The organism is Desulfuromonas sp., from assembly GCF_002868845.1.
Lineage (GTDB): Bacteria > Desulfobacterota > Desulfuromonadia > Desulfuromonadales > BM501 > BM501.
In genome coordinates this window covers 1-26,589 of sequence record NZ_PKUB01000006.1, presented here as the reverse complement: position 1 = coordinate 26,589, position 26,589 = coordinate 1, and the positions used below count along the sequence as shown (strand labels likewise).

Annotated in this window: 27 protein-coding genes and 1 pseudogene; 12 read left to right on the top strand and 16 right to left on the bottom strand. The window is 60.4% G+C overall.

What is annotated here, in order from left to right; all coding sequences use genetic code 11:
• Positions 1–7: 7 nt before the first annotated feature.
• The 11 genes from C0617_RS01370 to C0617_RS01320 all read right to left on the bottom strand — a co-directional run bounded on the left by C0617_RS01370 (position 8) and on the right by C0617_RS01320 (position 9,746).
• Positions 8–985 carry a type II secretion system F family protein gene (locus C0617_RS01370; protein WP_291315225.1) on the bottom strand — a complete coding sequence of 326 codons (978 nt, stop codon included), beginning with the start codon at positions 983–985 and terminating at the stop codon, positions 8–10.
• Between the two features lie 10 nt (positions 986–995).
• Positions 996–2,351, bottom strand: coding sequence for a CpaF family protein (locus C0617_RS01365; protein WP_291315224.1), 1,356 nt, complete (start codon positions 2,349–2,351; stop codon positions 996–998).
• Positions 2,352–2,360: 9 nt separating this feature from the next.
• Positions 2,361–3,539, bottom strand: coding sequence for a hypothetical protein (locus tag C0617_RS01360; RefSeq protein ID WP_291315223.1), 1,179 nt, complete (start codon positions 3,537–3,539; stop codon positions 2,361–2,363).
• 38 nt (positions 3,540–3,577) lie between these two features.
• Complete coding sequence (locus C0617_RS01355) at positions 3,578–5,023, bottom strand: pilus assembly protein TadG-related protein (protein ID WP_291315222.1); 1,446 nt, start codon at positions 5,021–5,023, stop codon at positions 3,578–3,580.
• A complete protein-coding gene (locus C0617_RS01350; protein ID WP_291315221.1) occupies positions 5,023–5,451 on the bottom strand; it encodes a TadE/TadG family type IV pilus assembly protein in 429 nt (142 codons plus the stop codon). The genes C0617_RS01355 and C0617_RS01350 overlap by 1 nt, the downstream gene beginning before the upstream one ends.
• A 52-nt stretch (positions 5,452–5,503) precedes the next feature.
• Positions 5,504–5,773, bottom strand: coding sequence for a hypothetical protein (locus tag C0617_RS01345; RefSeq protein WP_291315220.1), 270 nt, complete (start codon positions 5,771–5,773; stop codon positions 5,504–5,506).
• A 15-nt stretch (positions 5,774–5,788) separates the two neighbouring features.
• Entirely contained in the window at positions 5,789–7,375 is a 1,587-nt protein-coding gene (locus tag C0617_RS01340; RefSeq protein ID WP_291315219.1) for a type II and III secretion system protein family protein, read from the bottom strand.
• 18 nt (positions 7,376–7,393) lie between these two features.
• Positions 7,394–8,248, bottom strand: a complete 855-nt coding sequence (cpaB, locus tag C0617_RS01335) for a Flp pilus assembly protein CpaB (RefSeq protein ID WP_291315218.1) — start codon at positions 8,246–8,248, stop codon at positions 7,394–7,396.
• 148 nt (positions 8,249–8,396) lie between these two features.
• A complete protein-coding gene (locus C0617_RS01330; protein WP_291315217.1) occupies positions 8,397–9,020 on the bottom strand; it encodes a prepilin peptidase in 624 nt (207 codons plus the stop codon).
• Between the two features lie 75 nt (positions 9,021–9,095).
• Positions 9,096–9,257, bottom strand: a complete 162-nt coding sequence (locus C0617_RS01325; RefSeq protein ID WP_291315216.1) for a Flp family type IVb pilin — start codon at positions 9,255–9,257, stop codon at positions 9,096–9,098.
• Positions 9,258–9,572: 315 nt separating this feature from the next.
• Complete coding sequence (locus C0617_RS01320; RefSeq protein ID WP_291315215.1) at positions 9,573–9,746, bottom strand: Flp family type IVb pilin; 174 nt, start codon at positions 9,744–9,746, stop codon at positions 9,573–9,575.
• A 504-nt stretch (positions 9,747–10,250) separates the two neighbouring features.
• Between C0617_RS01320 and C0617_RS01315 the strand changes: the two genes are divergently transcribed.
• The 3 genes from C0617_RS01315 (at position 10,251) to C0617_RS01305 (ending at position 13,785) form a co-directional block, all read left to right on the top strand.
• Positions 10,251–11,405: a PQQ-binding-like beta-propeller repeat protein gene (locus C0617_RS01315; RefSeq protein ID WP_291315214.1), complete on the top strand. Its 1,155-nt coding sequence runs from the start codon at positions 10,251–10,253 to the stop codon at positions 11,403–11,405.
• A 78-nt stretch (positions 11,406–11,483) separates the two neighbouring features.
• Entirely contained in the window at positions 11,484–12,626 is a 1,143-nt protein-coding gene (locus C0617_RS01310; RefSeq protein WP_291315213.1) for an MltA domain-containing protein, read from the top strand.
• A 307-nt stretch (positions 12,627–12,933) separates the two neighbouring features.
• Positions 12,934–13,785 (top strand): HDOD domain-containing protein, encoded by an 852-nt coding sequence (locus C0617_RS01305; protein WP_291315212.1) that lies wholly within the window; start codon positions 12,934–12,936, stop codon positions 13,783–13,785.
• 85 nt (positions 13,786–13,870) lie between these two features.
• On the opposite strand, the gene C0617_RS01300 is transcribed toward C0617_RS01305, so the two are convergent.
• The gene (locus C0617_RS01300) at positions 13,871–14,359 is read right to left on the bottom strand and encodes a cupin domain-containing protein (RefSeq protein ID WP_291315211.1); all 489 of its coding nucleotides are present in this window, start codon (positions 14,357–14,359) and stop codon (positions 13,871–13,873) included.
• 53 nt (positions 14,360–14,412) lie between these two features.
• A pseudogene (locus C0617_RS01295) lies at positions 14,413–15,399 on the bottom strand (NAD(P)H-quinone oxidoreductase).
• A gap of 208 nt (positions 15,400–15,607) precedes the next feature.
• Between C0617_RS01295 and C0617_RS01290 the strand changes: the two are divergent.
• Complete coding sequence (locus tag C0617_RS01290; protein ID WP_291315210.1) at positions 15,608–16,282, top strand: NAD(P)/FAD-dependent oxidoreductase; 675 nt, start codon at positions 15,608–15,610, stop codon at positions 16,280–16,282.
• Here C0617_RS01290 and C0617_RS01285 read toward each other — a convergent pair.
• Entirely contained in the window at positions 16,279–16,989 is a 711-nt protein-coding gene (locus tag C0617_RS01285) for a response regulator transcription factor (RefSeq protein WP_291315209.1), read from the bottom strand. The two genes, C0617_RS01290 and C0617_RS01285, sit on opposite strands and share 4 nt — an antisense overlap.
• Complete coding sequence (locus C0617_RS01280) at positions 16,986–17,948, bottom strand: HAMP domain-containing sensor histidine kinase (protein WP_291315208.1); 963 nt, start codon at positions 17,946–17,948, stop codon at positions 16,986–16,988. Before C0617_RS01280 ends, C0617_RS01285 begins: the two co-directional genes overlap by 4 nt.
• A gap of 142 nt (positions 17,949–18,090) precedes the next feature.
• Here C0617_RS01280 and C0617_RS01275 point away from each other — a divergent pair, with 142 nt between their 5' ends.
• From C0617_RS01275 to C0617_RS01255, 5 genes are all read left to right on the top strand, one after another.
• Positions 18,091–19,176: a nitronate monooxygenase family protein gene (locus C0617_RS01275; protein WP_291315207.1), complete on the top strand. Its 1,086-nt coding sequence runs from the start codon at positions 18,091–18,093 to the stop codon at positions 19,174–19,176.
• 223 nt (positions 19,177–19,399) lie between these two features.
• A complete protein-coding gene (locus C0617_RS01270; RefSeq protein WP_291315206.1) occupies positions 19,400–20,512 on the top strand; it encodes a radical SAM protein in 1,113 nt (370 codons plus the stop codon).
• A gap of 93 nt (positions 20,513–20,605) precedes the next feature.
• A complete protein-coding gene (gene hemE, locus C0617_RS01265) occupies positions 20,606–21,640 on the top strand; it encodes a uroporphyrinogen decarboxylase (RefSeq protein ID WP_291315205.1) in 1,035 nt (344 codons plus the stop codon).
• Positions 21,641–21,715: 75 nt separating this feature from the next.
• Entirely contained in the window at positions 21,716–22,693 is a 978-nt protein-coding gene (gene hemH / locus C0617_RS01260) for a ferrochelatase (RefSeq protein WP_291315204.1), read from the top strand.
• The gene (locus tag C0617_RS01255) at positions 22,690–22,872 is read left to right on the top strand and encodes a hypothetical protein (RefSeq protein WP_291315203.1); all 183 of its coding nucleotides are present in this window, start codon (positions 22,690–22,692) and stop codon (positions 22,870–22,872) included. Before hemH ends, C0617_RS01255 begins: the two co-directional genes overlap by 4 nt.
• 87 nt (positions 22,873–22,959) lie before the next feature.
• Here C0617_RS01255 and C0617_RS01250 read toward each other — a convergent pair whose 3' ends face one another.
• Positions 22,960–23,853, bottom strand: a complete 894-nt coding sequence (locus C0617_RS01250; protein ID WP_291315202.1) for a DnaJ C-terminal domain-containing protein — start codon at positions 23,851–23,853, stop codon at positions 22,960–22,962.
• Between the two features lie 304 nt (positions 23,854–24,157).
• Between C0617_RS01250 and C0617_RS01245 the strand changes: the two genes are divergently transcribed.
• From C0617_RS01245 to C0617_RS01235, 3 genes are all read left to right on the top strand, one after another.
• Positions 24,158–24,586, top strand: coding sequence for a MarR family transcriptional regulator (locus C0617_RS01245; RefSeq protein ID WP_291315201.1), 429 nt, complete (start codon positions 24,158–24,160; stop codon positions 24,584–24,586).
• A gap of 19 nt (positions 24,587–24,605) precedes the next feature.
• Positions 24,606–26,012 (top strand): protoporphyrinogen oxidase, encoded by a 1,407-nt coding sequence (gene hemG, locus C0617_RS01240; protein WP_291315200.1) that lies wholly within the window; start codon positions 24,606–24,608, stop codon positions 26,010–26,012.
• Between the two features lie 373 nt (positions 26,013–26,385).
• Positions 26,386–26,589 (top strand): hypothetical protein (locus C0617_RS01235; protein ID WP_291315199.1); only part of this gene is annotated, 204 nt, incomplete at its 3' end.

The window sequence follows — 26,589 nt, the reverse complement described above, 5'->3', positions numbered from 1 at the left end:
AATCCCCTTACATTTCTACGGTGACGATTTTGTTGATAAGGTAGGCGCCGACAATGGCGGAAACAATCCCACTGTACAGCATGATGCGCCCAATCTCTTCCTTCCAGAGGAGGGAGATGTATTCGTAGTTCACAAAATAGATGTAGAGGAACATCAAAAGGGGAAGGGATACGAGTACCACCGCGGAAAGCCTGCCCTCGGCGGTCAGAGCCCTGACCTGCCTGTCGAACTGGACCCGGTCCCGGATCAGGCGACTGATGTTGTCGAGGATTTCCGTGAGGTTCCCCCCGGTCTCCTTCTGGATCTGCACCGACACCGCGAAAAACCGCAGATCGGTGGTCGGGACACGGTCACACAGGTTGTCGAACGCTTCCTGGAGGGTGAGCCCGAGTTTGATCTCGTCAACCGTCGCGGAGAATTCGGACTTGATGGGGTTCTCCATTTCGGAAACGATCATCTCCAGTCCCGAGGTCAGGGCATGCCCCGATTTCATGGCCCTGGAGAGGAGATCGAGGGCCTCGGGCAGCTGCTCGTCGAATTTCGCGTAGTAGGATCTTTCGGCCATCCGGAGCATGAAGTAGGGGATCAGAAGGCACACGCACCCAATGGCGACGGCGGCGATCTTCTGGGGCAGGAACTGAAGGCTCACAAGCAGTCCCAGGCCCCCAAGGAAAAGGCTTGCGAGGATGAAGGTCGAGGCATTGATGGGCACCCTGGCCTTGATGAGGAGGCCGTCGAGGCGACTGATGCGGGGCAGTTTGAAGGCCAACCTCTCCAAGACCCCCACGTCCTGGAGAACCTTGTTCCGGTAGAGGGAGAGTTTCTCCCGGCCGTGCATGCCCCCTGCAGAGATGTAGTACAGGCGCTTTTTGATGGTGCGCTTTTCGGCAAAGCGGCTTTCTTTGGCAAACAGAAAGACCATGGCCATTATGCCGGTGGTGAAGAGGAATACGGAGCCCAGTAATAGGATTGTCAAAAGGTCCATTTTGCCTCCGCTACTCGTAATACCTGTCAATCGAGAACAAATCTTCCGGGACTTCGATGCCAGCCAGTTCAAGTCTGTCCGCGAATTTCGGGCGGATTCCCGTTGCCATGAAGCGGCCAAGCACCTTGCCGTCCTTGTCCACCCCCTTCTTCTCGAACACGAAGATGTCCTGCAGGGTGATGACCTCTCCCTCCATCCCGACCACCTCGCTGATGGCGGTGACCTTGCGTGTGCCGTCGGTGAGGCGGGTCGACTGGATGATCAGGTCGAGGGCCGATGAGAGCATGAAGCGCATGGCCGATTCCGGCAGGTTGGTTCCGGTCATGAGAATCATCGATTCCAACCGGGTCAGGGAGTCGCGTGGGGTGTTGGCGTGGATGGTGGTCAGAGAGCCCTCGTGGCCGGTGTTCATCGCCTGAAGCATGTCGAAGGACTCGGCGCCGCGGACCTCGCCGATGATGATCCTGTCGGGCCGCATCCTCAGGCTGTTGCGAACCAGGTCCCTCTGGGTGACGGTACCCGTCCCCTCGATGCTTGCAGGTCGGGTCTCCAGCCGGACCACGTGCGGTTGCTGCATCTGGAGTTCGGCCGAATCCTCGATGGTGACGATCCTCTCGTTGGCCGGTATAAAGCCCGAAAGGATGTTGAGCAGGGTTGTCTTGCCGGCCCCGGTGCCGCCGGAGATCATGATGTTGAGCTTGGCCTTGACGCATCCGGCGAGAAATTCAGCGATCTGGGGTGTGAGGGTGCGGTAGTTGACCAGGTCTTGCATCTTCAGGGGGTTGACGGCGAATCGGCGGATGGAGAGGATCGGGCCGTCGATGGCCAGGGGAGGAATGATGGCGTTGACCCTCGACCCGTCCGGGAGGCGGGCGTCCACCATCGGGGACGATTCGTCGATGCGCCGGCCCACCCGCGAAATGATCCGGTCTATGATGTTCATCAGGTGGGCGTTGTCGATAAAGCGGGCGCTGGTCTTTTCCAGCAGTCCGAAACGCTCGACAAAGATGTCCTTGTAGGTATTGCAGAGGATGTCGGAAATGGTGGGATCCTTTAAAAACGGCTCAATGGGCCCCAGGCCCATGAGCTCGTTGAGGACCTCTACGATGAGTTGGCGTTTTTCCTCCTCGTTGAGCAGGGCCTGCTCCTCCTGGAGGAAGTATTCCACCACCCCGCCGACCTCGGTCTTGATTTCAGCCGGGTCCATGGAGTCGAGGGCGGCCAGGTTGGTCTCTTCGATGAGGCGGCCGTGGATCTTATGCTTCAGATCATAAAAGGAGGTGTAGTCCCTTCCCGTTTCCGTGGATGCTGGGGGGGCGGCGTCGGTGGTGCGGTGATTTTTTGAAAACATTTCCCTGAATGCCACGATGTCCTCCTAGATCGCTCTTCCGAATGTCCCACGGATGCCCCGGTAGTCCCCGCTCGCGCCGGGAGTCAGGATCTTGTCGACGAAGTCCACGACGTTTTTGGAAAATGGCGCTGTTGGATGATACTTGATCAGGGGGATGCCTCGGTTGATGGACGAAACGACGTCGGTGAAGTCGTTGGGGAAGAGCCAGAAAATATGCTTCTCGAGGGTGCTCTCGACCTCTTCGATGGAAAGCGCGCCTCCCTTGATATAGCGGTTGATGACGATTTCGATATTGCCCGGGTCGATGCCGACTTTTTTCATCAGCTGGATCAGGCGGGCCGTGTTGCGGACCGCCGGAACCGAAAGGTCGGAGACGACGAAGACCTTTTTGGAAAGCTTCAAGGCTTCCACGGTCGAGTCGTCGATGAACATCGAGGTGCAATCGACGATCACGTTGTCGTAGAGCTTTTTGGCCAGTTCCATGATCCGGGCCACGTGCTCAGGGGAGATGTTTTCGCACTCTTCGGGGTTGAGGGGGGCGGCCAGAAAGTCGAGGCCGGTTTTGTTCTTTGTCATGGCCCCCCTCAAAAAGGCGATATCCAGACGGTGGAAATTCAGACAGATATCGATGATGGTGGTCTGTGGGACGATGTCCAGCAACACCGAGGCGTCGCCCGACTGGGTGCTCATGTCGCAGAAGGCAACCGAGTTGTCCTTTCGCATGGTCATGGCGGTCGCGGAGTTGACGGCGATGACGGTGGCGCCCAGTCCGCCCTTTGCGCTGATAAAGCTAAAGGCGTTCCCTTTGGCGCTTTTACCGGCGTTGGCCAGTTTGGCGCGGACCTCTTCCACCGCGGCGGTCAGCTTGGCCGGGTTGCTGGGGGCAACCAGGAACTCGGACACTCCGGCTTTCATCGCCTCGACGATGTGTTCCGGGCTCTGGTCGGTGGACATCAGGAAAACCGCTGCCGCGGGGTATTCACTCTTGAGGTGGTGTAATCGGGTAAAGAGGTCCCCTGTCTCCGGGCTCTCCCCGAGAATGATGATGTCGGGGTGGCCCTTCACATGGCCGTGCCCCGAACCCTCCGTAGGGTCGGGCAGGCGGGAGAGTAGGGTGTCGGCCAGGCTTTTGAGATGGTCCTCGATCGATTTAGCCAGCCGGCGGTCCGGGATGTCGATTGCAATGGAGAGTTCCTTCGCCATACTGCTTTCCTTCAGGATTGATAATTAAGGCCATGAAATTACTTCACCAGAACAGGAAACCTGGCAAGCTTGTTGGACATTGTTCCGCCAACGGTGCTGTCCTCGGGTTTGAATTCGCAGTCGGGCTTGGCGTAGATCGCCTTCTGGTAATAGTTGTCCGCTGTGGCGGGGACACCGGGTGAGATCTCCAGGTCAAAGGCGTCCACGTAGCTGTTCCAGCGATCCTCTCCGGTAAAAGCCGAGCCATCCCAGAGGGTGCCGTCCGCGGTTGAAGTGCACTCTAAAACGCCCGTGTCAATGCAGCCGGCCATCACCGGCACCAGATCCTCGAATTTCTTTTCCGCGGTCGCGGGAAAGACGTCGGTTATCATGATGATTTCCATGGTGACGGTCCCGATCACCTCCATGCAGCCACTGGGGTTTTTCAGGTCCGGGCTGTCGGGGTCGGAGGTGTCCGCGCGACAGTCCACGACGGGGACATTGACCTCCCAGGGTTCCGACGCCTGCACGAGGGTGGGGTCCTTGGAGAGCTCCTTCTGGTTGAAAAAGCTTCCGCACATCCGCAGGGAGTCGAAGGGGCCCTGGACCTGTCCTCCGCCGGTCGAGATGGATGTCCCGGTGCTGATCTTCCGGTCCGCCTCGATGCATTGATCGGGATAGTCGATAAGGTCTTTCAAGTCGCTTGCATTAAAGTTTTGCGCGCAGCCCTCGGACAGGTTGGTCCACGCCCCGGTGTTGGAGTCGGTTTTGTCCGAACTGTTGATCAGGCGTCCCAGGTTGCAGGTTAATTTGCCGTCCGCGTCCCGCAGGCTGCCCTCGCAGATGACGATGGGCACGTCCACCTGCACCGGCGGGCCGGCCGGGCCGACGATCGCGATCGCGTCCTTCTGCCGCGCAAAGCCGTCAATGCCGAAAATGCCGGCGAAGAAGGATTTTGCCGGCGTGGCTTCCCGGCGGGCGATGACCTTGACGGCGTTGATGAAGACCGGTTTGTTTCCCGTACCCGGCGGGAAGGTGTAGGTGCCGTCCATCTTGTCGAGGTCGTCCTTGGTCGCTCCGGCAAGGTTGACCGGGTCCAGGACGTCGCTCTGGGTGAAGGTCCGGGTTTTCATGTTCCAGTGGCCCCTCTGGACGTCGGCCTTATTGGTGGAGTAGTCTTTGACCTCCACGGCGGACCCGTCCGCGGTGTTTTTCAGGGCGGTCTCCCACGCCGTTTTGTTGGAGTCGTCGTTGACGGTGCCGACTTTGCTTTTCGGAACAGTGCCCTCCGGGTAATAGAGGTCGGCGGCGCCGGCAAGGGCTCCGGCGTCGGCGGCGTTCTGGAGTTCGTTGCCCACCACGGCGAGATGGCCGATGTCGATGGCCAGGGCCGTAAACCCGAGGAAGGCAAAAAAGCCCACCAGCACGATAACCAGGACTGCGCCTTTTTGGCTGGCAAGGCAATGGAGACGCTTGTTTTTTGAGACGGACTTTCTGGATCGCATTATTCAACCCTCATGCTTGTTTCGGCAACAATGTTGGTGCCTCCGACAAGGGACCCGATGAAAGCAGGGAGAAGGAGAAAGTCGTAGTGATAGGAAACGGTGACTTTGAGGTAATCTCCAGAGACCACGGAGTCGGGAACGACAGGATCTGTGCTGCTTTTGTGGGATCCGGGGCCGAAGCTTATCAGGTTGTCGCCGAGATAGCCGTTGACCACGTTTTTGATCTCGGCCAGGGGCATGCGCGGTTCCTGGTAAACACAGGCCGCCCTGGCCCCTTCCCGGCTGGCATTGGTGATGACCGCCTTGTCGAAAAGGAAACACCCGAATTCGATGATCCCGAAAACCAGGATGAGCAGAAAGGGCAGGATGAGGGCGAACTCAACCGCGGTCGCCCCTTTTTGACTGTTCTTTTTCGCTAGTGTTTTCATAGGCTCAACCGTTTCTGCTGATGCGGATAACGTCCGGGACGGTCAAGAAGAATTATCTTGCGATATCGAGCTGGAAAACATTGACCTGTTCCGGCGCCTTCCCAAAAGTGCTGTTGTGAACGCTCATGATCTCCTCGGCCGCGATGCCCTCCGTCCCTTGCGGGGTCTTGCCCGCGTAGCGGTAATCGGGGTAGGCGACCTGCCGGGAGCGGGCGTCAAGGTTGGCTTGGCCGTATTCACGGTCGAGGTAATAGGCCTCTTCAAGGGGGGCGCAACCTGCCAGAAGAAGAATTCCCGAGATGATCAAAGCCGCTTTTTTCATGGCTGTTTCCCTCCTTTACTGGATCAGGACCGGTTGGTGGCCGAATTCCCCTTCAAGTCCGCCGGCCCTTTGGGCCTGCGTCTGGTGTTTTGCGAAGTTGTGTCGATGGGTCCCCTTGTTGCCCTCGGCCGCCCTTCTGCCTTCAAGTCGGCCTTCCAGGTAGAATTCGTATCCATTGGGGGGCTGGAAATCTTCGCCGGGATAGTGGATTGAGCCCTCTCTGACAGGCTTGACCAGGTGAGGCGTGACCGTGATCAGGAGGTCGGTCTTTTCCTGGAGGTAGCTGGTGCTGCGGAAGAGGGATCCGAGAATGGGGATGTCCCCCAGGCCCGGGACTTTTCGGACCGTTTCCCGGACGTTGTCCTGCAGCAGGCCCGCCAGGGCCAGGGTCTGGCCGTCATAGAGCTGGACGGTGGACTCCAGTTTGCGCGTCGAGAGACTGGGGACGAAGAAAACCTGGCCGCCTCCGGTGATCGATGCCGCTCCATTGCTTATGGTAACCGAAGAGTCTCCGGTTGTCGTAGAGACGCTGGGGGCGACGCGCAGGCTGATCTTCCCGTCACTCAGGACCACCGGCGTAAAGACCAGGCCCACGCCGAACTCCTTGAATTCCACGGTCGGGTTTCCGTCGTCGTCAACCAGGGGGATGGGAAATTCCCCCCCCGCCAGGAAACTCGCCTCCTGACCGGTCTGGGTGACGAGGTGCGGTTCGGCGAGGGTGCGGGCCAAGCCTTCGCCTTCGAGGAACTTCAGGGAGGCGGTGAAGTTGTCGATGTTGATGAGCATGTTGGGGGTGTTGCCTGCGAAGTTGAGCAGGAGGGATCCCGGGTTCTGGATCAGCCCGTCGATGGCTCCCTCGAAGATGCCCGACTGCTGGCCTGCGGTGGGAAAGAAGGCATTGACGAAGGCATCCTCGATGGGAGTGAGGAGGCCGCTGGTGCCGACCGCGCCGGTAAAGTCGTTGCCCAGGCCCGCCAGGCCAAGTGCGGCCTGCCAGTCCTTGGTGGAGTTGCGGTTGACCTCCGCAAACTTGACCTCGAGCATGACCTGCTGAATCCCGCCGACCTTGAGCAGGTTGGTGATCACCACTCCTTCCGATCGGCCCGTTCCCTTCATATCCCCTTCTTCCTCAGCTTCTTTGGGCAGGAAGGTCTGGGTGAGGCGGACGACCTGCTCGATGACCTCCGGTCCGGAGACGGTTCCAGACAGGACGACCCCCGTCTCCGAGGCATAGACCTCGATGTTTTGCTCGGGGTAGAGTTCGTGCAATTTCTGCTTGAGCGCGGTGAGGTCAAGGGCGACGACAACGTCGAGGAGGGTTCGTCCCCTGCCTTCCTCCCAGAGCATGACGCTGGTGTAGCCGACCTTTTTGCCGAAGACGTAGATCTCTCGCGGGGACAGGACCACCACGTCGGCGATTTGGGGGTTGGCAATGGAGACCCTTTTGAAGGGGTGGCTGGTCTGGATCAGGTCCGACCCGCCCATTTTAAGCTCCAGGGTTTTGCGCTCGACGTTGGCGGCTAAGGAGAGACTGCACAGCAGGCCGAGAATGGCCACTACCAGGATTCCCCTCCAGAGAGCTGCACACCGGCAGTTGTTCATGTTGGCCTCCATGGGTGATTAAAGTTTTTCCTCGGAATTGACATTCTTGAATTCAATTTTTTCCATGCCCTTCGTCCCGCGGATAACCTCAACCGCGTGGGGTGAGGGCTTGGGCACGTATACTCTTGGCTTGAGGGCTTTCGGCGCCACCACTCTGGCGACCCGTTTTTTTGCCACGGGTTTTGGCTTGGGGGCCTCGGCGATCTCTTCGATGGGGTTTCGCAGGACCAGGTGGACCTTCCCCTCGTTGGTGGCGAGGGCCAGTCTCTCAGCCTGCTTGGGGTCCACCTCCAGGGTGACGGTGCGGACGATCTGGGCCTTGCCGTCCTCGGCAAAGGTTTCCTGGGCAATGGCCAGGACCTCGATTTTTTGAAGAATGGTCTTGGCGGTCTGGTTGCTGCTGCTGCCATTTTTCTTCACCGAGATGACATCGACGAAGGTGTGGGGAAGAATAAACCCGCCCACGCCGACGACTTCGTCGACCTTGATCGACATGGCGCGCTTGCCGTGCGTGATAACAGCGACGAGGCCGACGCCCGCCCCCTCTCCGGCCAGTCCGGAGGCCATCACCGGGTTGCCGGCGATCATTTTGCTTACAGTGATTCGTCCCTCAACCTCCTCGAGGTTTTCAAAGGCCCCAGCAGGAAGGCTCGATTTGGGCCAGTCGGCCAGAGCCAGTTTGTCCATCGTCAACCGGCTGCCGATGTTGAGGTCCTGTGTGGCGATGACCACCTTGGTGAGGGGGACGGACTCTTTGACCACCACCCGTTCCTCCAGGGTGCGTGCCTCGAGCCATCGGTTCGCCAGGATGACCGCCACTACGCCGAAAAGCACCGCCACCCCAAGAGCGATTACAGTCCCGTATTTCTTCATCTTGTTACCTCCGCAGAGCCTTTTGGGTAAAGCTGACCAGTTTCAATCCCCAAAAATCAGGAAAAAGAAATAAAGTGCCCCGGCCCGGATTGGATGCGGCATGAGCTTTCACCGCGTAAATCCTCGGGCCAAGCGGCCAAATCGATCGTCAAAAGAAACCGCCCCAATGGACAAAAGCGAAAAAACCGAAGGCGATCGCCGCTGCATAAGGGAAACGCAGTTTTTCCGATGAGCGGTCAGGTTTCAGGGATTCAATGTCCCTGGTTATGAAAAAGGTTCGCAGGGTGAGCCACCCGGCGGCGCATTTTTTTCTTAAGTTATGGGCGAGAGCGTAGTGGACAATCGCCATCAGGCCTCCGAACATGGCCATCAAAAGGAAAACCTGGAAGATGTCCGAGGGGCCGATAAGGGCTCCGAGGGCTGCCAGGGCCTTCACGTCCCCGGCCCCCATCCCCCCCATTAAATAAAAGGGCAGGAGAAGTCCGAGCCCCAAGGCCAACCCTCCAAGGGAGAAGAGGAGGCCTGGAAGGCCTGTCGCCCAGACGTTGAATCCGACCCCCGCCAAGACAAGGGCGAGGTTCAGAAGGTTGGGGATCTTTGCATAAAGCGTGTCTGTCAGGCAGATCATTAAGAAAAACGAAGAGGCCAAAAGGATGGGCATGTCGCCCCTTTCGGCAAAGAGAAAGAAGAGGGAGAGGCCCGCTGCAGCCAAGCCCATGATGAACCGTGGCAGTATCTGGCGAGTCCTCTCCCCCATTGTGCTGTCTTCCATGCCAAGGATGTCTTTGATGCTTGATTTCAATTTCAAGAGCCCTAAAGGGTGATCTTCATATGCCCTGCTGATTGACTAGCCCATCTCGGTATTGACTGTGTCAAAGCCCGCTTTGACTTTGCCGCCGATGGTGTAGACGACGGCGACAATGACCGCGGCAATCGCTGCAACCATAATCCCGTACTCAACGGCCGTTGCTCCTTCTTCCTCCTTGAGAAATGCCCAGAAAGTTCTCATCTTTTGTCTCCTTTCCTGTGGGTTGGGTGTGCATGGCACCGTTCGTTTGTTTCAATGTATCTCCCAACAAATCTATGTCAAGATAATGTTAAGAAAAATCAACAAATTTCGTCCGGCAACGAGGCCGGGTCGAAAAAGATGGGGTCCCTCTCCCCCCGGCGCCTTTTTTGAAAAATTCTTTTGCTCCTTGTCGAGTTCCCCTCTGGACGCCAAAAGGATCGTCACTGGTTCAGCCTGGTTGCTCGGACCCGATCCGCCGCAAGGACAAGGCAACCTGAAAGGGGACCGGGGGAGGGAACTCGGTTCCCTCTGGTATTATTTGATTTTTTCGTTTACAGATTTGAAGTTCTCGCTCGTTTTGCCCCCGATAGTCCAAACGATCGCGACAATAACTGCGGCGATAGCCGCGGCGATGATGGCATATTCGACGGCCGTAGCGCCCTTTTCCTCGCGGATGAAATGTTCGATTTCCCTCAAAAAGCCTTCCATTTTAGTCTCCTTAGAAGGGATGAGTTGGACCGCGTTTGATGGATATGCCATCTACATCTTTTGTAGGAAAAGAATATCGTTAAATCGGGGGTTGTCAATTTTGAGAAGCAATTCTAATTTTTCGAGGCTAATGCACCGGGTCGTCGCCATTTTTTTTTGGCTACCCCTTTTCGGTAAAAAGCGAGACCGTCTCTTTCTGGTTGGGGATCGTTCAGGATGAACGGTCGGGCTTGGGGAGGGGGGGCTCTCTGGATGTTTCGGCTGTAAGGTGTTGAAAGGTTTACGAATTATCGGTTTTTAAAAAAACCAACTAATAGTTTAGGTGTACTTGAGATCTCCGACATTTGTGGTTTAATTTCATGTGTTGAAGTAGCAAGCCGGATAAGCGGGACCCAGACGAAGGTTGGGGGGAGTCAACTCTTGGCTTTGTTTGATTTCTTCCGCCCGTCTTGGAAGGGGCCGGTGTGATCGGGAATTATTTTGGCAAGGCAAAGGAGGCCATCCATGCGGTTTGACATCAGGCATCCGGGACTTCCCCTGGTGCTGGCGATTTTTGGAGTATTGTTGTGTGCTGGCTGCGAAAGGGCAGGGGAGCCGAACCTGGAGGGGGCCACGGCCATGTATCGGGCCAACCCCCAGCGTACCGGTGTCTACGATGCTCCCGGACCGGCTCAACTCTCGAAGCTGCTCTGGAATTTCAAGACCGGCGGTCCCATCTACTCTTCGCCCTGCGTAGCCGACGGGGTGGTCTATTTCGGAAGCGACGACAAGAACCTTTATGCGGTTGACCTTCTCACTGGGCAGGAGAAGTGGCGCTTCAAGGGTCATGAGGGCATTTTCCCTTCGCCTGCCGTTGCCTACGGCATGGTTTATTTCGGCAGCACATCCCAGAACCGCTTCTACGCCCTGGATGCTGAGACAGGCAAAGTGAAATGGGTTCTTGAAACCGATGGCTCGCTCATCTATTCTTCCCCTGTGGTTGCTGATGGCGTGGTCTATTTCGGGGCCTACGGCGAATCCCCCGATCAGCCCCTGTATGCCGTCGATGCCCTGACCGGCAAGGAGCGTTGGAACTTCCGGACCACCGGGGCGGTCGATTCGGCCCCCGCCGTGGCGGGGCAGGCGGTTTACTTCGGCAGCACGGACGGTTTCCTTTATGCTCTGGATACCCGGACCGGCCAGGAGTTGTGGAAGTTCCAGGGGCAAGTGAAGACCGAAAGCGGGCGCTTCTCGGCTCCGGCCGTGACCGGCGAAGCGGTATACTTCGGCGGTGACAATCGCCTGTATGCCCTCGATCCGATCAGCGGCGAAAAGAGATGGGAGTTCGTTGCCGGAGGTGAGATCCGCTCTTCGCCGGCGGTCCTGGCCGGGACGGTCTATTTTGGCTGCAACGACGGCAATTTCTACGCGGTCGATGCCGGTAGCGGAGAGCTGCGGTGGCATTTTCAGTGCGGGGCCGAGGTGGTGGCCTCGCCTTCCCTGGCGGGCGAGATCGTTTATATCGGCAGCCTTGACCAGCACCTCTACGCCCTCGATGTCTCAAGTGGGCAGGAGAAGTGGAAGTTCAAAACCGGTGGACCCATCAACTCCTCCCCGGCCATCGCCTCGGGAGTGGTTTTCTTCGGCAGCAACGACGGCAGCTTGAGGGCCGTTCGCTGATCGGCCGGCCCCTTCCCCGACCCTGTGGCCGCCTTTGCGGCTGTCAGCAGGGGCGGGCTCAAAGCGAGTCTTTTCGTGTTGTCCAAATCCCTGCATGTTCTCCTGGTATTGACGGCGCTTCTCCTATCGGTTTTAGGCGGGTGCGCGCGGATCCCCGAAAAGGTTGCACCTCTGGAGGCCGTCTCATGGGCCGCCCTCGAGGGCTGGCCCGGCTCCGGTGCCGAGGCCTCCCTGGGGGCGATTCTGGAGAGTTGCAAGGCGCTGGGCCGCAAGGAGCCTTGGGCGGCCGCCTGTCTCGCCGCCCGGGAAATCTCCCCCGGAGACGAAGAAGCGGTGCGCCGTTTTCTCGAGGAGGGTTTCATCCCTTACCGGGTGAGCCGTCCCGACGGGAGCACGACCGGTCTCATCACCGGCTACTACGTTCCCGACCTGGACGGCAGCCGGCAGCGTTCGGACCGTTTTCCCTATCCTGTTTACGGGGTTCCCGACGACCTCCTGGTGATCGACCTTGCCATGATTTACCCGGAGCTGAAGGGCTACCGGCTGCGGGGAAGGCTAGAGGGGCGCAGGGTGGTGCCCTACTGGGAACGATCGCAGATCGACGGTGAGCAGGCTCCGGTGAAGGGCAGGGAGTTGTTTTGGGTCGAAGATCCCGTGGAGCTTTTTTTTCTTCATATCCAGGGCTCGGGCCGCGTCAACCTTGAGGGCGGCGACCGGGTCATGGTCAATTATTCCGATCAAAACGGGCATCCCTATCGCTCAATCGGCAAGCTGCTGCTTGACCGGGGGGAGATGACCCGGGATCAGATGTCGATGCAGAACATCATGGCCTGGACGCAGGAGAATCCCGAACAGGTTGGAGCTCTGCTCGGAGAGAATCCCAGCTACGTTTTCTTCCGCGAGTTGCCCGCTGAATTTCAAAGTCCGCCCGGAGACCTGGGGGTTCCCTTGACTGCAGGGCGCAGTCTGGCCGTCGATCCCGATGTTATTCCCCTCGGGGCGCCGGTCTTTCTGGATACGACCTGGCCGGGCAGCACCGACCCCCTCAGGCGGGTTATGGTCGCTCAGGACACCGGGGGGGCCATCAGGGGTGCGGTGCGGGCCGATTTCTTCTGGGGCCTGGGAGACGAGGCTGCGTTCTTTGCGGGCCGAATGAAGCAGGAGGGGAGGCTCTGGGTTCTTCTGCCGAAGGCATTTGCGCTTCGCCAGGAGGGCCACTGAGAGGTACTCCTGTCTTGAACGGTCCGGGGGAGTAGATTCCCTCTTGTAGAATTCACCTTGTTCGGCGGTTCGGCTCCTCGGGAAATCCTGGGGAGTTTTTTTTGACGATCAGGCGGTCTCAGAAACCTGTCTCCTCCTCATACCCCTCAGTCCGTTTCGAGGCTTCGGCTGTCGAAAGGGAGACTGCTTCCCCTCTTTTGTGTCTTCATCCATTTCGAAGAACTTATTTTTAGAGTGAGTGCCAAGTGGCGTGTTTTTTGCTTTTCCTTGAGATGGAAGCCTATTTCCCCTTTCGGAGTTATTCCAGATGTCGAGTGAACTGCAACTTGTAATCAAGGCGGTCGGGGACCTCCCTCCGGTGCCGGTGGTTGCCGCGAAGGTCCTGCAGCTCTTGCAGAACCCCCAAACCCGTCCCGAGGATCTGGCCCGGACCATCTCCAGCGACCAGGGGGTTTCGGCCCGCATCCTGAAGATCGCAAACTCCTCCTTCTACAGTTTGAAGCGGCAGGTGAAGACCCTGGAGCACGCCATCATGATCCTCGGGGAGAAGACCCTGAAGAGCCAGGTTCTGGCCGCCAGCCTCAAAGGCATGGGAACATCCTTCGGGCTGATGGAGAAGATGCTCTGGGAAGATTCCGTCGGGGGGGCGATTGCCGCAAGGGTCGTGGCATTGCGCGTGTCGGGCTGCGACCCGGAAGAGGCTTTCCTGGCCGGGCTGTTCCGTCATATCGGCAAGATGGCCATGAACAGCCTGGACAGCCAGAAGTACCGTCAGGTGGTGGAGGGCGTCTACAACGGGGAGGGGGATGGGGGCGAGATGGAGCGGCGCTACTTTCCTTTCTCTCACCAGGTGATCGGTGCGGCGGTCCTGGAGAAGTGGAACTTCTCGGAAAATCTCAGCCAGGCGGCGCGGCACCACGAGGACCTTGGGGTCTCCCCGGAGGATGATCCCGCCCTGTTTCGGCTGTTGTCGGTGGTGAACCTGGCCGACAACCTGTGCCGCCATCTCGGTATCGGGCGACGCGATGCGGAGCCGGACATCGAGCTGGAACAGAGCCCCGGAGCCTGTGCCCTTGGACTCGATCGGGAGCAGGTGGCCTCGCTTCTGGAGGAGTTCGGCAGGATTTTCGAAAAGGACCGGGAGGCTCTGCTGGCCTGAGCCCCCGCCGGAGGTCAAAAGTCCGACGGGCGCCGGTCGGTTCGGGGAGGGTGGGTCAGATTTCCGTCAGAAGGCCCGCTGACCTTCAGGGCTTCCGGGGGGCGGCGGCCCGCTTGGCCAGGGAGGCCGGGTAGCGCTTTTTGAGCCTGGCGTTGTTGGCGGCGACCTCCGGGTCGTTCGCGCACCAAGGAGGGACGTCGTCGTAGTCGGGCCTTCCGTCGTCGATGAGGTAGCGGGCCTCCGGGTGCTTGGGATATCCGGCCGGGACCCCGCCGGCGCAAATGATGCGCAGCGGGACCCGGCCGTTGTTGTTCAGGGCCCGTTTCGATTCGGGATCGACCCGCACCATGTCGCCGGAGCCGAGGGGAAGCTCTTCCCCGTCCACCAGCAAAATCCCCTCTCCCTCCAAAACCATGTAGACCTCTTCCTGCTCCCGGTGGGAGTGGGTAAAGGTGTACCCCTGCCCCGGGGGCAGGTTGATCAGGCCCAGCGCCACGCCCTTCAGGCCGAGCATGCGGCGGGGAGAGGTCAGGGGAGGGAGCTTGTCCCAGTCGAAATGTCTCTTATCGTACATGGCGCAGAGTCAAGGCCAATGGTGAAAGCCCTCTTTCCTCGAAACTCGAACCATTACCCGACTTTCAGCACGATCTTGCCGAAGTGCTTGTCCTCTTCCATCATTCGGTGGGCTTCGGCGACCTGGTCGAGGGGGAAGACCTTTTAGATGATCGGCACGATGGTGCGGTCGGCGAATTTCGGCAGTGCGGTTTTGGTGAATTCGGCGATGATCTCGGCTTTCTCCGGCACGGGTCGGGAACGCAGCACCGAGCCGATGATCTGCTGGCGCTTGACCATCATCAGGGCGAGGTTGAGTTCGGCCTTGATGCCGCTGATGACCCCGATGATCACGAGCTTGCCCTTGTAGGCCAGGGAGTTCATGTTCGGTTTGAGGTACTTTGCGCCGACGTGGTCGAGGACCAGGTCGACCCCCTTCTTGCCGGTGAATTCTTTGACGTGGTCGGTGAAGTCGGGGCTTTCGGTATAATCGATGACCAGGTCGGCGCCGAGTTGCCTGACCCGCTCGATCTTGTCCGGGTGGGCCGTGACGATCGTCTTGACAGCGGGGGTCAGGGCCTTGGCCAGTTGCATCGCCGCGGTGTTGACCCCGCCGCCGCCGCCGTGAAAGATGGCGGTCTGCCCGTCTGTGAGTCCCCCGATCATGAAGACGTTGAGAAAGGCCGTGATGTAGGACTCGCAGACGCAGGCCGCCTCCTCGAAGCTCATATTGTCGGGGATCGGCATCAGGTGGTTGGCGTAGGCGACGGCGTACTCGGCGTAGCCGCCTCCGCCCACCAGTCCCATGACCCGGTCGCCGGTCTTCCAGCCCTTCACCCCGGGGCCGAGCTCCTCGACGATCCCGGCGACTTCCAGGCCGAGGATCTCAGAGTCTCCCGGCGGAGCCGGGTATTTGCCTTCGCGCTGTACCAGGTCGGGCCGGTTGATCGACGTGGCCGCCACCCGCACCAGCACCTCGTCCTCTTTGGGCCTGGGCTTTTCGATTTCCCCTGTCTTGAGAACATCCAACCCGCCGAATCCGTCCAGCAAAACCGCTTTCATGGTAAAATCCCCCTTTTAGAATTTATCGGTCGTAATGAAACATTGTTTCCGATTATAAAGAAACGGGTGGGGGGTGCAACCAGAAAGTTCTCTTTTGCTCGTTTGGCCAAGGGCCCGCTTGACAGGTGTGGTCCTTGTCGGCAATAGTATGCTCTCTTAGGTGTGGGCCGGTGTGGAATAGTCGCAGTGATTTCATGGAGGTTGAACGATGAAAAAGGATATTTTGGAAAAAGGGGCGATCGTCCAGCGGGACAAGGAGACCTACGCCATCGCTCCACATATTCCCGGAGGGCTTACCGAGCCGGCGCAACTGCGCAGGATCGCCGATGTCGCTGAACGCTTCGGGGCTCAGGCCCTTAAGCTCACAAGCGCCAAGCGCATCGCCATTGTCGGGCTTCCCGAGGAGAAGCTTGACCAGATCTGGGAGGAGCTCGGCGAGAAGCCCGGGGCCGCCATCGGCATGTGCGTGCGCTCGGTGAAGATCTGCCCCGGCACGACCTTCTGCAAGCGCGGCCAGCAAAATTCGGTGGAGGTCGGTCTGGAGCTGGACAGGAAGTACCACGGCATGGAGCTTCCCTGGAAGTTCAAGATGGGCGTTTCGGGCTGTCCCAACGACTGCGGCGAGGTGTGCATCAAGGATGTCGGCCTGATCGGAAGCCCCAAGGGCTGGAACGTCATGGTCGGCGGCAACGGAGGCGGTCGGCCCCGCCTTTCGTTCAAGCTTATGGAGCACGTGCCGAGCGACGAGGAGGCCTTGAAGGTCGTGGATCACATCGTGACCTGGTTCAAGGCCAAGGACCGCCGCTGCCGCCTCGGCAAGTTCGTCGAGGAAATGGGTATTGAAGCCTTCAAGGCAGAGGTGCTCGACGGCCTAAAGATCTAGGCGTCCTCTTCGGGATTTCTGACAAACCGGTAACCCCGCCTGCGCACGGTGAGAAAATGCACCGGGCGGGCGGGGTTTTCTTCGAAATACTTGCGCATCCGAACGATGAAGTTGTCCAGGGTGCGGGTCTCGGTGTCGGGGGAGACGCCCCACACCGCCTCCAGAAGCTCGGCCCGGGAGAGGACCTCCCCCTCGCGCCGAAAGAAGGTGCGCAGCATGCGCGCTTCCAGTTCCGTCAGGTTGATGTCCGTTCCGCCGCAGGTGGCCTTGCGCTCCCGAAGGTTGACCACGCAGTCCCCGAAGGCGACGTTCTCCCCCAGTCCGGTATCCTGCCGGTACCAGCGGGAGCGTCTCAGCATCCACCGGACCCGCAGCAGGAATTCGTCCAGGTTGAAGGGCTTGGTCAGGTAGTCGTCGGCGCCCGCGTCCAGGCCCTCCACCCGGTCCTTGTCATCGCTTCGGGCGGTCAGGATCAGCACCGGCAGCCGGGGGTCCTCGCTGCGGATGCGGCGGCAGACCTCGATCCCGTCCATGCCCGGCAGGGTCAGGTCTAGGACCACCAGGGCAAAGGGCTCCCCCTCCAGTCGCTCCACCGCCTCCTCGCCCCTCTCCACGTGACAGACCCGGTATCCCTCCTGCTCGAGGTTGAAGACCAAGCCGCGGGCGATGCTCGGTTCGTCTTCGACCAGCAGGATAAGCTCGTTCACGGCGTTCCCTCCGCTTCGGCCGGGTCGATCAGGGGCAGGAGGATGTGAATGGCCGTTCCCCGCCCCTCCCCGGAGCTCTCCAGCCAGACCTTGCCCCGGTGCAGGCGCACCAGGGCGCGTACGATGAACAGCCCAAGTCCGGAGCCGCGGATCGTTTTCCCCGTCTGGCGCACCCGGTAGAACATGCGGAAGACCTTTTTCTGGTCCCTTTTCGCGATTCCCATGCCCTGGTCGGAAAAGGTGAAGTGGGCGAATGTCCCCTCCCGCTCCATGGTGACCCGTATGACGGGCGGGCCGGAGGCGTAGAGCAGGGCGTTCTCCATGAGGTTGCGAAAGACGGTTTCCAGGCTTTCCTTGTCGACCCGGGCAAAAAGGCCGGGGGCGATGTCCAGGTTCATGGTGCCCGCTTTGGGCAGCGCGAACTGGCGGGGGCGAAAATAGCCGGTGACCAGGTCGGAGAGGTCGCAGGGGCGGAGGGTGAGCCGGATCCCCCGCTGGCCGACCTTGTTGGCGCTGAGCATGTTGTTGGTCAGGTCGTCCAGTCGCTCGGTGTCGGCCAGCATGGTATCGAGAAAGGTCTCCATCTTTTCCGGCGAGGGGTGGTGGCGGCGGATCGTTTCCAGATGCAACTTCAGCGAGGCCAGGGGCGATTTGAGTTCATGGGTGACCTGGGCGACGAAGTCGCGCTGGGCCCGGTTCAGGGCCACCTGGCGGCGCCAGTAGAGGAAAATCACGTAGACCCCGACCAGGATGGCGCCCAGCAGGACCAGGCCTTCGACCAGGATGAACCAGTCGATCCCGCCCTGAAGCAGTTCGGGGCTGTACTTTTCGGCCAGCAGGCGCAAACGCCGGTGGCTTCCCATGAACCAGGAGACCCAGAAGATGACCACCATAATCCAGACGAGCTGGATGCCGATAAAGGTCATCAGGGGGCTGACGATGCGACCGAAAAGTTTCATAGCACCTCTTTACCATCCCTTGTCGAGGGGGGACAAGGGGATTTTTACACAACTATTACATTAAAATCGGCTTGTCCCTGCTAGGATGGAGACTGTTTTGGCGCCCCTCTAAACAGACAGTCTTCGCCAGGAAAGGTGTATTATGAAGCCCTTGACCATTGGAAAACATACTGTCCCCTTCCCTCTTGTTCAGGGGGGGATGGGAGTTCGCATCTCCGCGGGCAACCTCGCGGGGCACGTGGCCCGCTGTGGCGGAATCGGCCTGATCGCCACCGCCGGCATCAGCCTCAACAGCCCCCATTACGACGGCAAGAACTTTTTCACTGCAGACCCCCTGGCGCTCAAGGACGAGATCCGCAAGGCCTATGAAATCGCTCCGGACGGCGTCGTCGGGACCAACTGCATGGTGGCGGTGACCAACTATAACGAGATTGTGCGGGCGTCCTGCGAGGCCGGAGCCAAGGTTATCGTCAGCGGCGCCGGTCTTCCCATGAACCTGCCCGAGTTGACCGCCGAGTGGCCGGATGTGGCCCTGGTGCCCATCGTCTCCTCGGTCAAGGCCGCCGAACTCATCGTTCGCAAGTGGAAGAAGGGTTTCGATCGGTTTCCCGACGCCGTGGTGGTGGAAGACCCCGATACCGCCGGCGGGCATCTCGGTGAAAAGTTGGAGAAGATCGGCTCCGGAGATTACGACCAGTACGCCACGGTGCGGGGGGTGAAAGCCTATTTCCGGGAGAAGTGGCAGGTCGAGGTGCCGGTCATCGCCGCCGGGGGCGTCTGGGACAGGGCGGACCTTCTTCACGCTCTGGAGCAGGGCAGCGACGGGGTTCAGATGGCCAGTCGCTTTGTTTGCACCGAGGAATGCGACGCATCGGATGCCTTCAAGCAGACGTATCTCGACTGCCGGCAGGAGGATATCGGCCTGATCATGAGCCCTGCCGGACTTCCCGGGCGGGCCATCAAGGGAAACATCGAGCAGGTCCGTCAGCGGGATGTCGATTTGGGCGTCAAGTGTCCCTCCGGTTGCCTGAAGAAGTGTACCTACAAGGCGGGCCAGGAGCGCTTCTGCATCGTCCACGCCCTCGACCGCGCCCAGCGCGGCGATGTGGAGACCGGCCTGGTTTTCTGCGGAACCAACGCCTGGAAGGCCGACCGGATCACCACGGTGCAGGAGATATTCGACGAACTTTTCGCCTCCGGGACGGCCACAGCGGCCGTCAACTCCTGACCGGGTTTCCGGCTCAGTAGAAATAAAAAAGCGGATCCCAAGCGGTCCGCTTTTTTTGTTTCTTGAACAAAAGGAATGGTTTTTTGTATTAGGGCTTTTCCCCCTCGGCGCTTCGGGACAGGGCCTATTGATCCTATTTTCTTGTCATTGTTGACCCGTCTGGTGTAAGATTTCACTCATTGCTTGAACTCACTTTGAATCCTATCTTCATAAAGGATCGCAAATGTCAGTGAAAGAACAAGACTTCATCCCCAAATGGATTGCCTGGGAGACGACCCAGCGCTGCAACCTGAACTGCGTTCACTGCCGCTGCTCCTCGGACATGGAATCGGCCGAGGGGGATTTCACCACCGAGGAAGCCTACAAGCTGATTGACGATATCTGCGAGGTCAGCATGCCGGTGATGGTCCTCTCCGGGGGCGAGCCGCTGCTGCGCAAGGACATCTGGGAGATCGCCCGCTACGGAACCGACAAGGGCCTGCGCATGTGCATGGCGACCAACGGCACCCTGATCACCGACGAGGTCTGCCAGAAGATGAAGGAGGCGGACATCAAGATGGTCTCCCTCTCCCTCGACGGCTCGAACGCCCAGGTCCACGACGATTTCCGCAACTGCCCCGGCGCCTTCGAGGGGACGGTGCGCGGTGCCGAGACCCTGAAGCGCAACGGCATCAAGTTTCTCGTCAACTCCTCCTTCACCAAGCGCAACCAGAACGATATCGCCGCCACTTTCAAGGTCGCCAAGGGCCTCGGGGCGACCGCCTGGTACATGTTCATGATCGTCCCGACCGGTCGCGGCGAGGAGATCATGAACGAGCTGATCAGCAAGGACGACTACGAGGAACTGCTCGCCTGGCACTACGAGCAGGAGAAGCACGAGGACGAGATCCTCATGCGTCCGACCTGCGCTCCCCACTACTACCGCGTCGTGCCGCAGATGGCCAAGGCCGAGGGGGTCGACTTCAAGCGCCGCTCCCTGACCTTTTCAACCGGCGGGGGCAAGGGGTGCATCGCGGCCCAGACGATCTGCCTCATCGACTGCTTCGGCAACCTCAAGCCCTGCTCCTATTTCCACTCTTCGGTCGGCAACGTCAAGCAGATCCCTTTCAAGGAATTGTGGTTCAACAGCAAGACCTTCAACGATCTGCGCGATTTCAAGAAGTACACCGGCAAGTGCGGCGAATGCGAGTTCATCAACGTCTGCGGAGGCTGCCGGGCCCGGGCCGACGCGGTCTACGGCGACTACATGGCCGAGGAGCCGTTCTGCAACTACATCCCGGCTCGCACCCGCAAGCGCATGGAAAAAGAGGCCGCGGAGAACGCGCCGAAACCGTAGGGGCTGGTTCCAAACCCGCCCGGGGGAGGTCTCAGGATCTGCCCCGGCTATACGAATCAATTCCCGGGCACTGCCCGCTGAAGGAGGAATCCTATGTCCGAATACACCTTTCTCAAGGCCTGCTGGGGCCAGCCGACCGACTACGTTCCCGTCTGGCTCATGCGTCAGGCCGGCCGCTATCTTCAATGCTACAAGGATGTGCGCGCTAAGGGCGGCGGCACCTTTCTCGACCTTTGCAAGGACCCGGCCCGGGCGGCGGAAGTCACCATCCAGCCTATCGACATTCTGAACGCAGATGCGGCGATCCTCTTCTCCGACATCCTCACCCCCATCGAGCCGATGGGGATGGCCCTCGACTTCGTGCCGGGGCCGGTCTTCGAGAAGCCGATCCGCACCGCCGCCGACGTCGACGCCCTCGTCGTGCCCGAGGACATGGCCGAGGCGGTTCCCTACGTGCCGGCGATTATCAAGCGCCTGCGCGTCGCCTTTGAGGGGCGGGTGCCGCTGATCGGCTTCGGCGGGGCCCCCTTCACCCTCGCCTGCTACATGGTCGAAGGGAAGGGGAGCAAGGACTTCGCCTCCCTCAAGGAGATGATGTACGCCGACTTCCCCCTCTACGACGCCCTGATGAAGAAGGTCACCGAGATGGACCGGCGCTACCTCAACATGCAGATCGAGGCCGGGGCCCAGGCGATCCAGATCTTCGACACCTGGGGCGGGCTGCTGGCTCCCCACGATTTCGAGCGCTACATCCTCCCCTACGTCAAGCAGCTCATCGACGGCCTGAACCGCGACGGCATCCCGGTCATCTACTTCGTCAAGAACGGCGGCACCATGCTCGAACTGGTCAAGGAAGCCGGCGCCGACGTACTCGGCCTCGACTGGCACGTCAACCTCGGCAAGGCCCGCGATATCCTCGGCGACGACGTGGCGGTGCAGGGCAACCTCGATCCGACCGTCCTCTACGCGCCGAAGCCTTACATCGAGAAAGAGGTGCAGCGCATCCTCGACGAGAACGCCGGCCGCCCCGGCTTCATTTTCAATCTCGGCCACGGCATTCTGCCGACGGTGCCGCCGGAGAACGCCATCCACATGGTCGAGTGCGTACACCGGCTCAGCCGCAAGTAACCTGAACGCAACGGCGGGCGCGGGGCATCAGTCCCGCGCCCGTTTCATTTCCGCCGCAGGAGCATCGTTCTGATCATGGATTCTGAAAAACCGATCGGCCTCGTCCTGCTCAACATGGGCGGCCCCGACTCCCTCGAGGCGGTCGAGCCTTTCCTCTATAATCTCTTTTCCGACCGCGACCTGATCCAGCTGCCCCTCGGCGCCCTGTTGCAGAAGCCTTTCGCCCGGATGATCTCCCACTTCCGGGCCAAGCACGTGGCGGAGAACTACCGCAACATCGGCGGGGCCTCCCCGCTGCTGCACTGGACGGGTCGCCAGGCCGAGGGGATCGCCCGGGAACTGGGCGAGGCGTTCCGCCCCTACGTGGCGATGCGCTACTGGCACCCTACCGCCGAGGAGACCCTTCGCCGGATGGCGGCCGACGGCATCGAGCGCGCCGTTGTGGTCTCCATGTATCCCCACTACACCGGCGCCACCACCGGCAGCAGCGTCAAGGATTTTCGCAGAACCGCCTCCCGTGTTTATCCGGAGTTGACGTTTTCCGTCGTCGAGCAGTGGTACGACTGGCCCGCCTATCTCGATGCTCTGGCGCACCAGGTCAACGAGGGGCTGAACCAGTTCCACGAATTGATGCGCGACGGGGTGCAGATCTTCTTTTCCGCCCACGCCCTGCCCCAGAAGTTCATCGATCGCGGCGATCCCTATCTGGAGCACGTGATGGAGACTGTTCGGGGCGTGATGGAGCGGGTCGGAGAGCGCCCCTGGCACATCGGCTTCCAGAGTCGCAGCGGTCCGGTCAAATGGATGGAGCCGGGGACCGAGGAGGTGCTCGATCAGCTGGCTTCGGACGGCCACGAGGCGGTGTTGATGGTGCCCATCTCCTTCGTCTCGGACCATATCGAAACCCTTCAGGAAATCGATGTGGAGTACCGCGATCACGCCCATGGCAGGGGCATCCGCTCATTCGGGCGCAGCCCCTCCCTGAACGACCATCCTCTTTTCATCAGCGCCATGGCCGATCTGGTCCGGTCGAACCTGGAGGACGGGGCGTGAGGACCTGTACCGTCTGCGGGAAAGACTTCGATCCCGATCGGGCCGCCTCCGACCCGGCCGAGGAGGCAGGCGCCATCATGGCCCGGGAGCAGTGGGGCGACGACGGGCAGCTCTGCCTCACGTGCCTGGCCAGCCGGGGAACCCTGGGGATGATGTACTGCCGGGAGTTTTCCGGATAGGGGTTGACCAATCAATGCGCATGAAAAAAGCCAGGGAACCTTCCGGTCTCCTGGCTTTTTTGTGTGCAGGTTTCGATGCCTGGGGGATCAGAGTCCTTCGGAGCGCAACTGCTCCAGAAGTTTCTTCTGCCCTTCGGAGAGGGTCTGCGGGACCTCCACTTCAACGACGGCGTAGAGATCGCCCGCCGCCGCCTTCTTCTTCCCGGGCGCGCCGTCCCCTTTGAGGCGAATCTTGCCTCCGCCCTGCATGCCCGCGGGGACCTTGACCCGCTTCTTTCCATCGAGGGTGGGAACCTCCACGGAGGTGCCGAGGCAGGCTCCGCTGAAGGGAATCCTGATCTTGACCAGCAGGTCGTTGCCCTCGCGGGTGAAGAGGGGGTCGGCCTCCACCTGAATCTCGAGGAACAGGTTTCCCGGCGGCCCCCCGGAGGGGCTGGTTCCTCCCTTGCCGGCCACCCGCAGTTTTTGCCCTGCTTCGACCCCGGCAGGGATGCGCACCTGGAGCTGCTCCACCCGACCCTCCCGGCGGAACTCGACCCGCCGCTCCCCGCCCTGGAGCGCCTGGCGCAGGGGGATAGAGAGGCGCATGACGTAGTCCTGTCCCTTGGGCGCCTGGGGGCGTCCGCCGCTGAAGCCGGTGGCGCGGCCCCGTCCGCCCCCGAACAGGTGGCCGAAGATGTCGTCGGTGCCGAAACCGAATTCGCGGAAGATGTCCCCCACGTCAAAGTCCCGGTAGATGTCCTCCTGAGAATAGCGCTGGTGGAAGCCGCTGTCGCCGAACTGGTCGTACTGGCGCCGCTTGTCCGGGTCGGACAGGACGGCGTAGGCTTCGGTGATCTCCTTGAACTTCTCTTCGGCCTTTTTGTCGCCGGGGTTTTTGTCGGGATGGTACTTGAGGGCGAGTTTTCTGTAAGCCTTCTTTATCTCGGTTTCCGTGGTGTCCTTGCGGATACCGAGAACGGCATAGTAGTCCTTGGCCATGGGGCCTCCTGATGGTGGTTTCAGTCGCCCTGCAAATATAGTGAGCGGGAGGCCCAGCGTCAAGGGAAACGGCCTGGACTTCCCTCCCCGTCATCTTGCCGCCCCTTCCGTTTGCGCTAAACTTGCTCAAATGACCCGTATGTTTTTGATTTTGCCAGGCGAAGGCACCATCTTGCGGAGTCGTCGATGCCGCGGAGAATGTCCGCCTCGCGGCGGCCGGGTGCGCTTTTTTCGAAACAGGGCTTGACTCGCAAGTCTTTTATGTCCTAATGTTTAGGTATCCAAAATATTAGGAGAAGGAATCTTGGAACATATCGAACGCATCGCCCGCCTCTATCCCCCCCTCATGCGGGGCATGGGACGGCTGCGCGCCCTGGTTCACGAGGGCATGGACCTCACCTACAACCAGTACAAGACCCTGCTGACCATTGCCGACCGGGACGCCTGTTCCCTGGGGGACCTGGCCCGGGACCTGGAGGTGGCCATGAGCAGCGCCAGCCAGATGGTGGAGCGGCTGGTGGGGCAGGGCCTGGTGGAGCGGGAGCAGGACGCGGCCAACCGGCGCCAGGTGGTCATCCGCCTTACCCCATCAGGGCGTGATCTCATCGACGAACTGCAGCAGGGCATCCTTTCGGGATACGAAAAGGTCCTGGCCCGGCTGCCGGAGAGCGACCAGGAGGACCTGGTCCGCTCCTTCGAAACCATCGCCCGCATACTCGACAAACTCACCTGAATCGCGAGGAGGAAGGGATATGACCCGCATCGCCGTAATCGGAGCAGGAATTTCAGGGCTCTCCACCGCCTACGCCCTCCAGGGGCAGGCCCGGGCGGCCGGCCTGGAGGTGGAGATCGTCGTTCTGGAGAAGAAGGATCGGATCGGCGGTAAGATCTGGAGCATCCGGGAGGAGGGCTTTCTGTGCGAGTGGGGCCCCAACGGCTTTCTCGACAACAAGCCGATGACCCTGGAGCTATGCCAAAGCCTCGGCATTCGCGACCGCCTGCTGCGCTCCGACGACAACGCCCGCAAGCGCTTTATCTATTCGGAAGGGGTGTTGCACCGGCTGCCCGAAAACGGGCCCTCCTTCCTCAAGTCGAAGCTGATCTCCTGGCCCGGCAAGCTGCGTCTGGCCTACGAGATGCTCGTGCCGCCCTACCGGGGGGATGCCGACGAGACCCTGGCCGACTTCGGTCGGCGCCGCCTGGGGGCCGAGGCCCTCGACAAGCTCATCGCGCCGATGGTCTCCGGCATTTTCGCCGGCGACCCGGAGACCATGAGCCTGAAGAGCTGCTTCCCCCGCATTCACCAGCTGGAGACCGAGTACGGCGGCCTGATCAAGGCCATGGCGAAGCTGGCCAAGCAGAAGAAGGCCGAGCGCAAGGCGGGCAAGGCGGTCGCCAGCGCCGCCGGCCCGGGCGGCATACTCACCTCCTTCGTGGACGGCATCCAGGAACTGACCGACAGCACCTCCGCGGCCCTCGTTTCGAATGTGCGGACCGGTGCCGGCCTCGCCGCTCTCAAAAAGAAAGAGGGGGGCTACGAACTGTGCCTGGAGGACGGCGGCATTATGGACGCCGAGGTCGTGGTCAGCTCCGCGCCCGCCCATGCCCTGGTGCCGGTGATAGCCGGCCTCGACGGGGGCGTTGCCGAGATCCTCGGCCAGATCCCCTACGCCACCATGAACGTCGTCTGCTTCGGCTACGAGCGCGACAAGATCGCCCGCGACCTGGATGGCTTCGGCTACCTGACCCCCAAAAAGGAGGGGCGCAGCACTCTCGGGACCCTCTGGGATTCGAGCATCTTCCCCAACCGGGCCCCCGAGGGGCACGTTCTGCTGCGTTCCATGATGGGGGGGGCGACCAACCCCGGTGCCATCGACCTGGCCGAGGCAGAGGTGAAGGCCAGGACCATGGCCGACCTGAAGCAGATCATGGGGATCGACGCCGAGCCCGACTTCGTTCGCATCTTTCGGCACGAAAAGGCCATCCCTCAGTACACGGCGGGCCATGGCAAGCGACTGGTCGCTCTCGACCAACAGCTCGAAAAGCACCCCGGCCTGTACTTCACCGGCAACGCCTTTTCCGGGGTGGGTCTGAACGATTGCGTCAACGCCTCCAACCAGATCGCGGCCAAGGTGATCGATTTTCTAAACCGCTTATAGGGGGGCAGCAGCACTGTCGGCAAAAAGGGTCAGCCTGACGGCTGGCCTTTTTTGTGTCCGTTGGTCTGTTGCTGGGGGATTTGCCCATTTTTCTTGGGGCAAATCCCCCGGGAAGAAGCCGGTGCCCCTCCCCTGGGGGGGCAGCAGACGGGGCAACTATGCCGGCTGAGGGTGTTTTGCTCGGAAAACCAAGCTTTTAAGCGACAAAATCACCGGATTGAGAGAGAAGGTAAAAATAACCTCATTTGTGGAATGGAAATTGTAGGAAGATAATGAGCCTGCGTTTCGAGAGTGGCTCGCGCCTGGTCCCGCCGGTGCTTAAGTGCAACCGGGAGGCGGAAGCTATGAAATCTATTTTCAAGGAGGTTGACAGATGAAATGGTTCCAACGGGTTCTCTGCCTCGTGATGGTGGCGGCGTTTGTACTGAGTGCCGGGGTGGCTTCGGCCGCCATGTCAGAATACACGAGCACCATGATTCGGACCTTCGAGACGGTGAACCTGGTGGCCGAGGAGGTGCAGGTCACGGTGCATCCGCCCCAGGAGCACACCTGGTCCTTCCCCGACGCTCCCGGCGAC

Excerpts from the sequence above, each read along its gene's own strand:
- C0617_RS01305 (WP_291315212.1), top strand. The coding sequence starts at position 12,934 with ATGTCGAGTGAACTGCAACTTGTAATCAAGGCGGTCGGGGACCTCCCT.
- C0617_RS01345 (WP_291315220.1), bottom strand. The coding sequence starts at position 5,773 with ATGAAAAAAGCGGCTTTGATCATCTCGGGAATTCTTCTTCTGGCAGGT.
- cpaB (WP_291315218.1), bottom strand. The coding sequence starts at position 8,248 with ATGAAGAAATACGGGACTGTAATCGCTCTTGGGGTGGCGGTGCTTTTC.
- hemH (WP_291315204.1), top strand. The coding sequence starts at position 21,716 with ATGGATTCTGAAAAACCGATCGGCCTCGTCCTGCTCAACATGGGCGGC.
- C0617_RS01270 (WP_291315206.1), top strand. The coding sequence starts at position 19,400 with ATGTCAGTGAAAGAACAAGACTTCATCCCCAAATGGATTGCCTGGGAG.
- C0617_RS01340 (WP_291315219.1), bottom strand. The coding sequence starts at position 7,375 with ATGAACAACTGCCGGTGTGCAGCTCTCTGGAGGGGAATCCTGGTAGTG.
- C0617_RS01325 (WP_291315216.1), bottom strand. The coding sequence starts at position 9,257 with ATGAGAACTTTCTGGGCATTTCTCAAGGAGGAAGAAGGAGCAACGGCC.
- C0617_RS01330 (WP_291315217.1), bottom strand. The coding sequence starts at position 9,020 with ATGGAAGACAGCACAATGGGGGAGAGGACTCGCCAGATACTGCCACGG.
- hemE (WP_291315205.1), top strand. The coding sequence starts at position 20,606 with ATGTCCGAATACACCTTTCTCAAGGCCTGCTGGGGCCAGCCGACCGAC.
- C0617_RS01250 (WP_291315202.1), bottom strand. The coding sequence starts at position 23,853 with ATGGCCAAGGACTACTATGCCGTTCTCGGTATCCGCAAGGACACCACG.
- C0617_RS01280 (WP_291315208.1), bottom strand. The coding sequence starts at position 17,948 with ATGAAACTTTTCGGTCGCATCGTCAGCCCCCTGATGACCTTTATCGGC.
- C0617_RS01370 (WP_291315225.1), bottom strand. The coding sequence starts at position 985 with ATGGACCTTTTGACAATCCTATTACTGGGCTCCGTATTCCTCTTCACC.
- C0617_RS01315 (WP_291315214.1), top strand. The coding sequence starts at position 10,251 with ATGCGGTTTGACATCAGGCATCCGGGACTTCCCCTGGTGCTGGCGATT.
- C0617_RS01290 (WP_291315210.1), top strand. The coding sequence starts at position 15,608 with ATGAAAAAGGATATTTTGGAAAAAGGGGCGATCGTCCAGCGGGACAAG.
- C0617_RS01275 (WP_291315207.1), top strand. The coding sequence starts at position 18,091 with ATGAAGCCCTTGACCATTGGAAAACATACTGTCCCCTTCCCTCTTGTT.
- C0617_RS01360 (WP_291315223.1), bottom strand. The coding sequence starts at position 3,539 with ATGGCGAAGGAACTCTCCATTGCAATCGACATCCCGGACCGCCGGCTG.
- C0617_RS01355 (WP_291315222.1), bottom strand. The coding sequence starts at position 5,023 with ATGCGATCCAGAAAGTCCGTCTCAAAAAACAAGCGTCTCCATTGCCTT.
- C0617_RS01300 (WP_291315211.1), bottom strand. The coding sequence starts at position 14,359 with ATGTACGATAAGAGACATTTCGACTGGGACAAGCTCCCTCCCCTGACC.
- C0617_RS01320 (WP_291315215.1), bottom strand. The coding sequence starts at position 9,746 with ATGGAAGGCTTTTTGAGGGAAATCGAACATTTCATCCGCGAGGAAAAG.
- C0617_RS01350 (WP_291315221.1), bottom strand. The coding sequence starts at position 5,451 with ATGAAAACACTAGCGAAAAAGAACAGTCAAAAAGGGGCGACCGCGGTT.
- hemG (WP_291315200.1), top strand. The coding sequence starts at position 24,606 with ATGACCCGCATCGCCGTAATCGGAGCAGGAATTTCAGGGCTCTCCACC.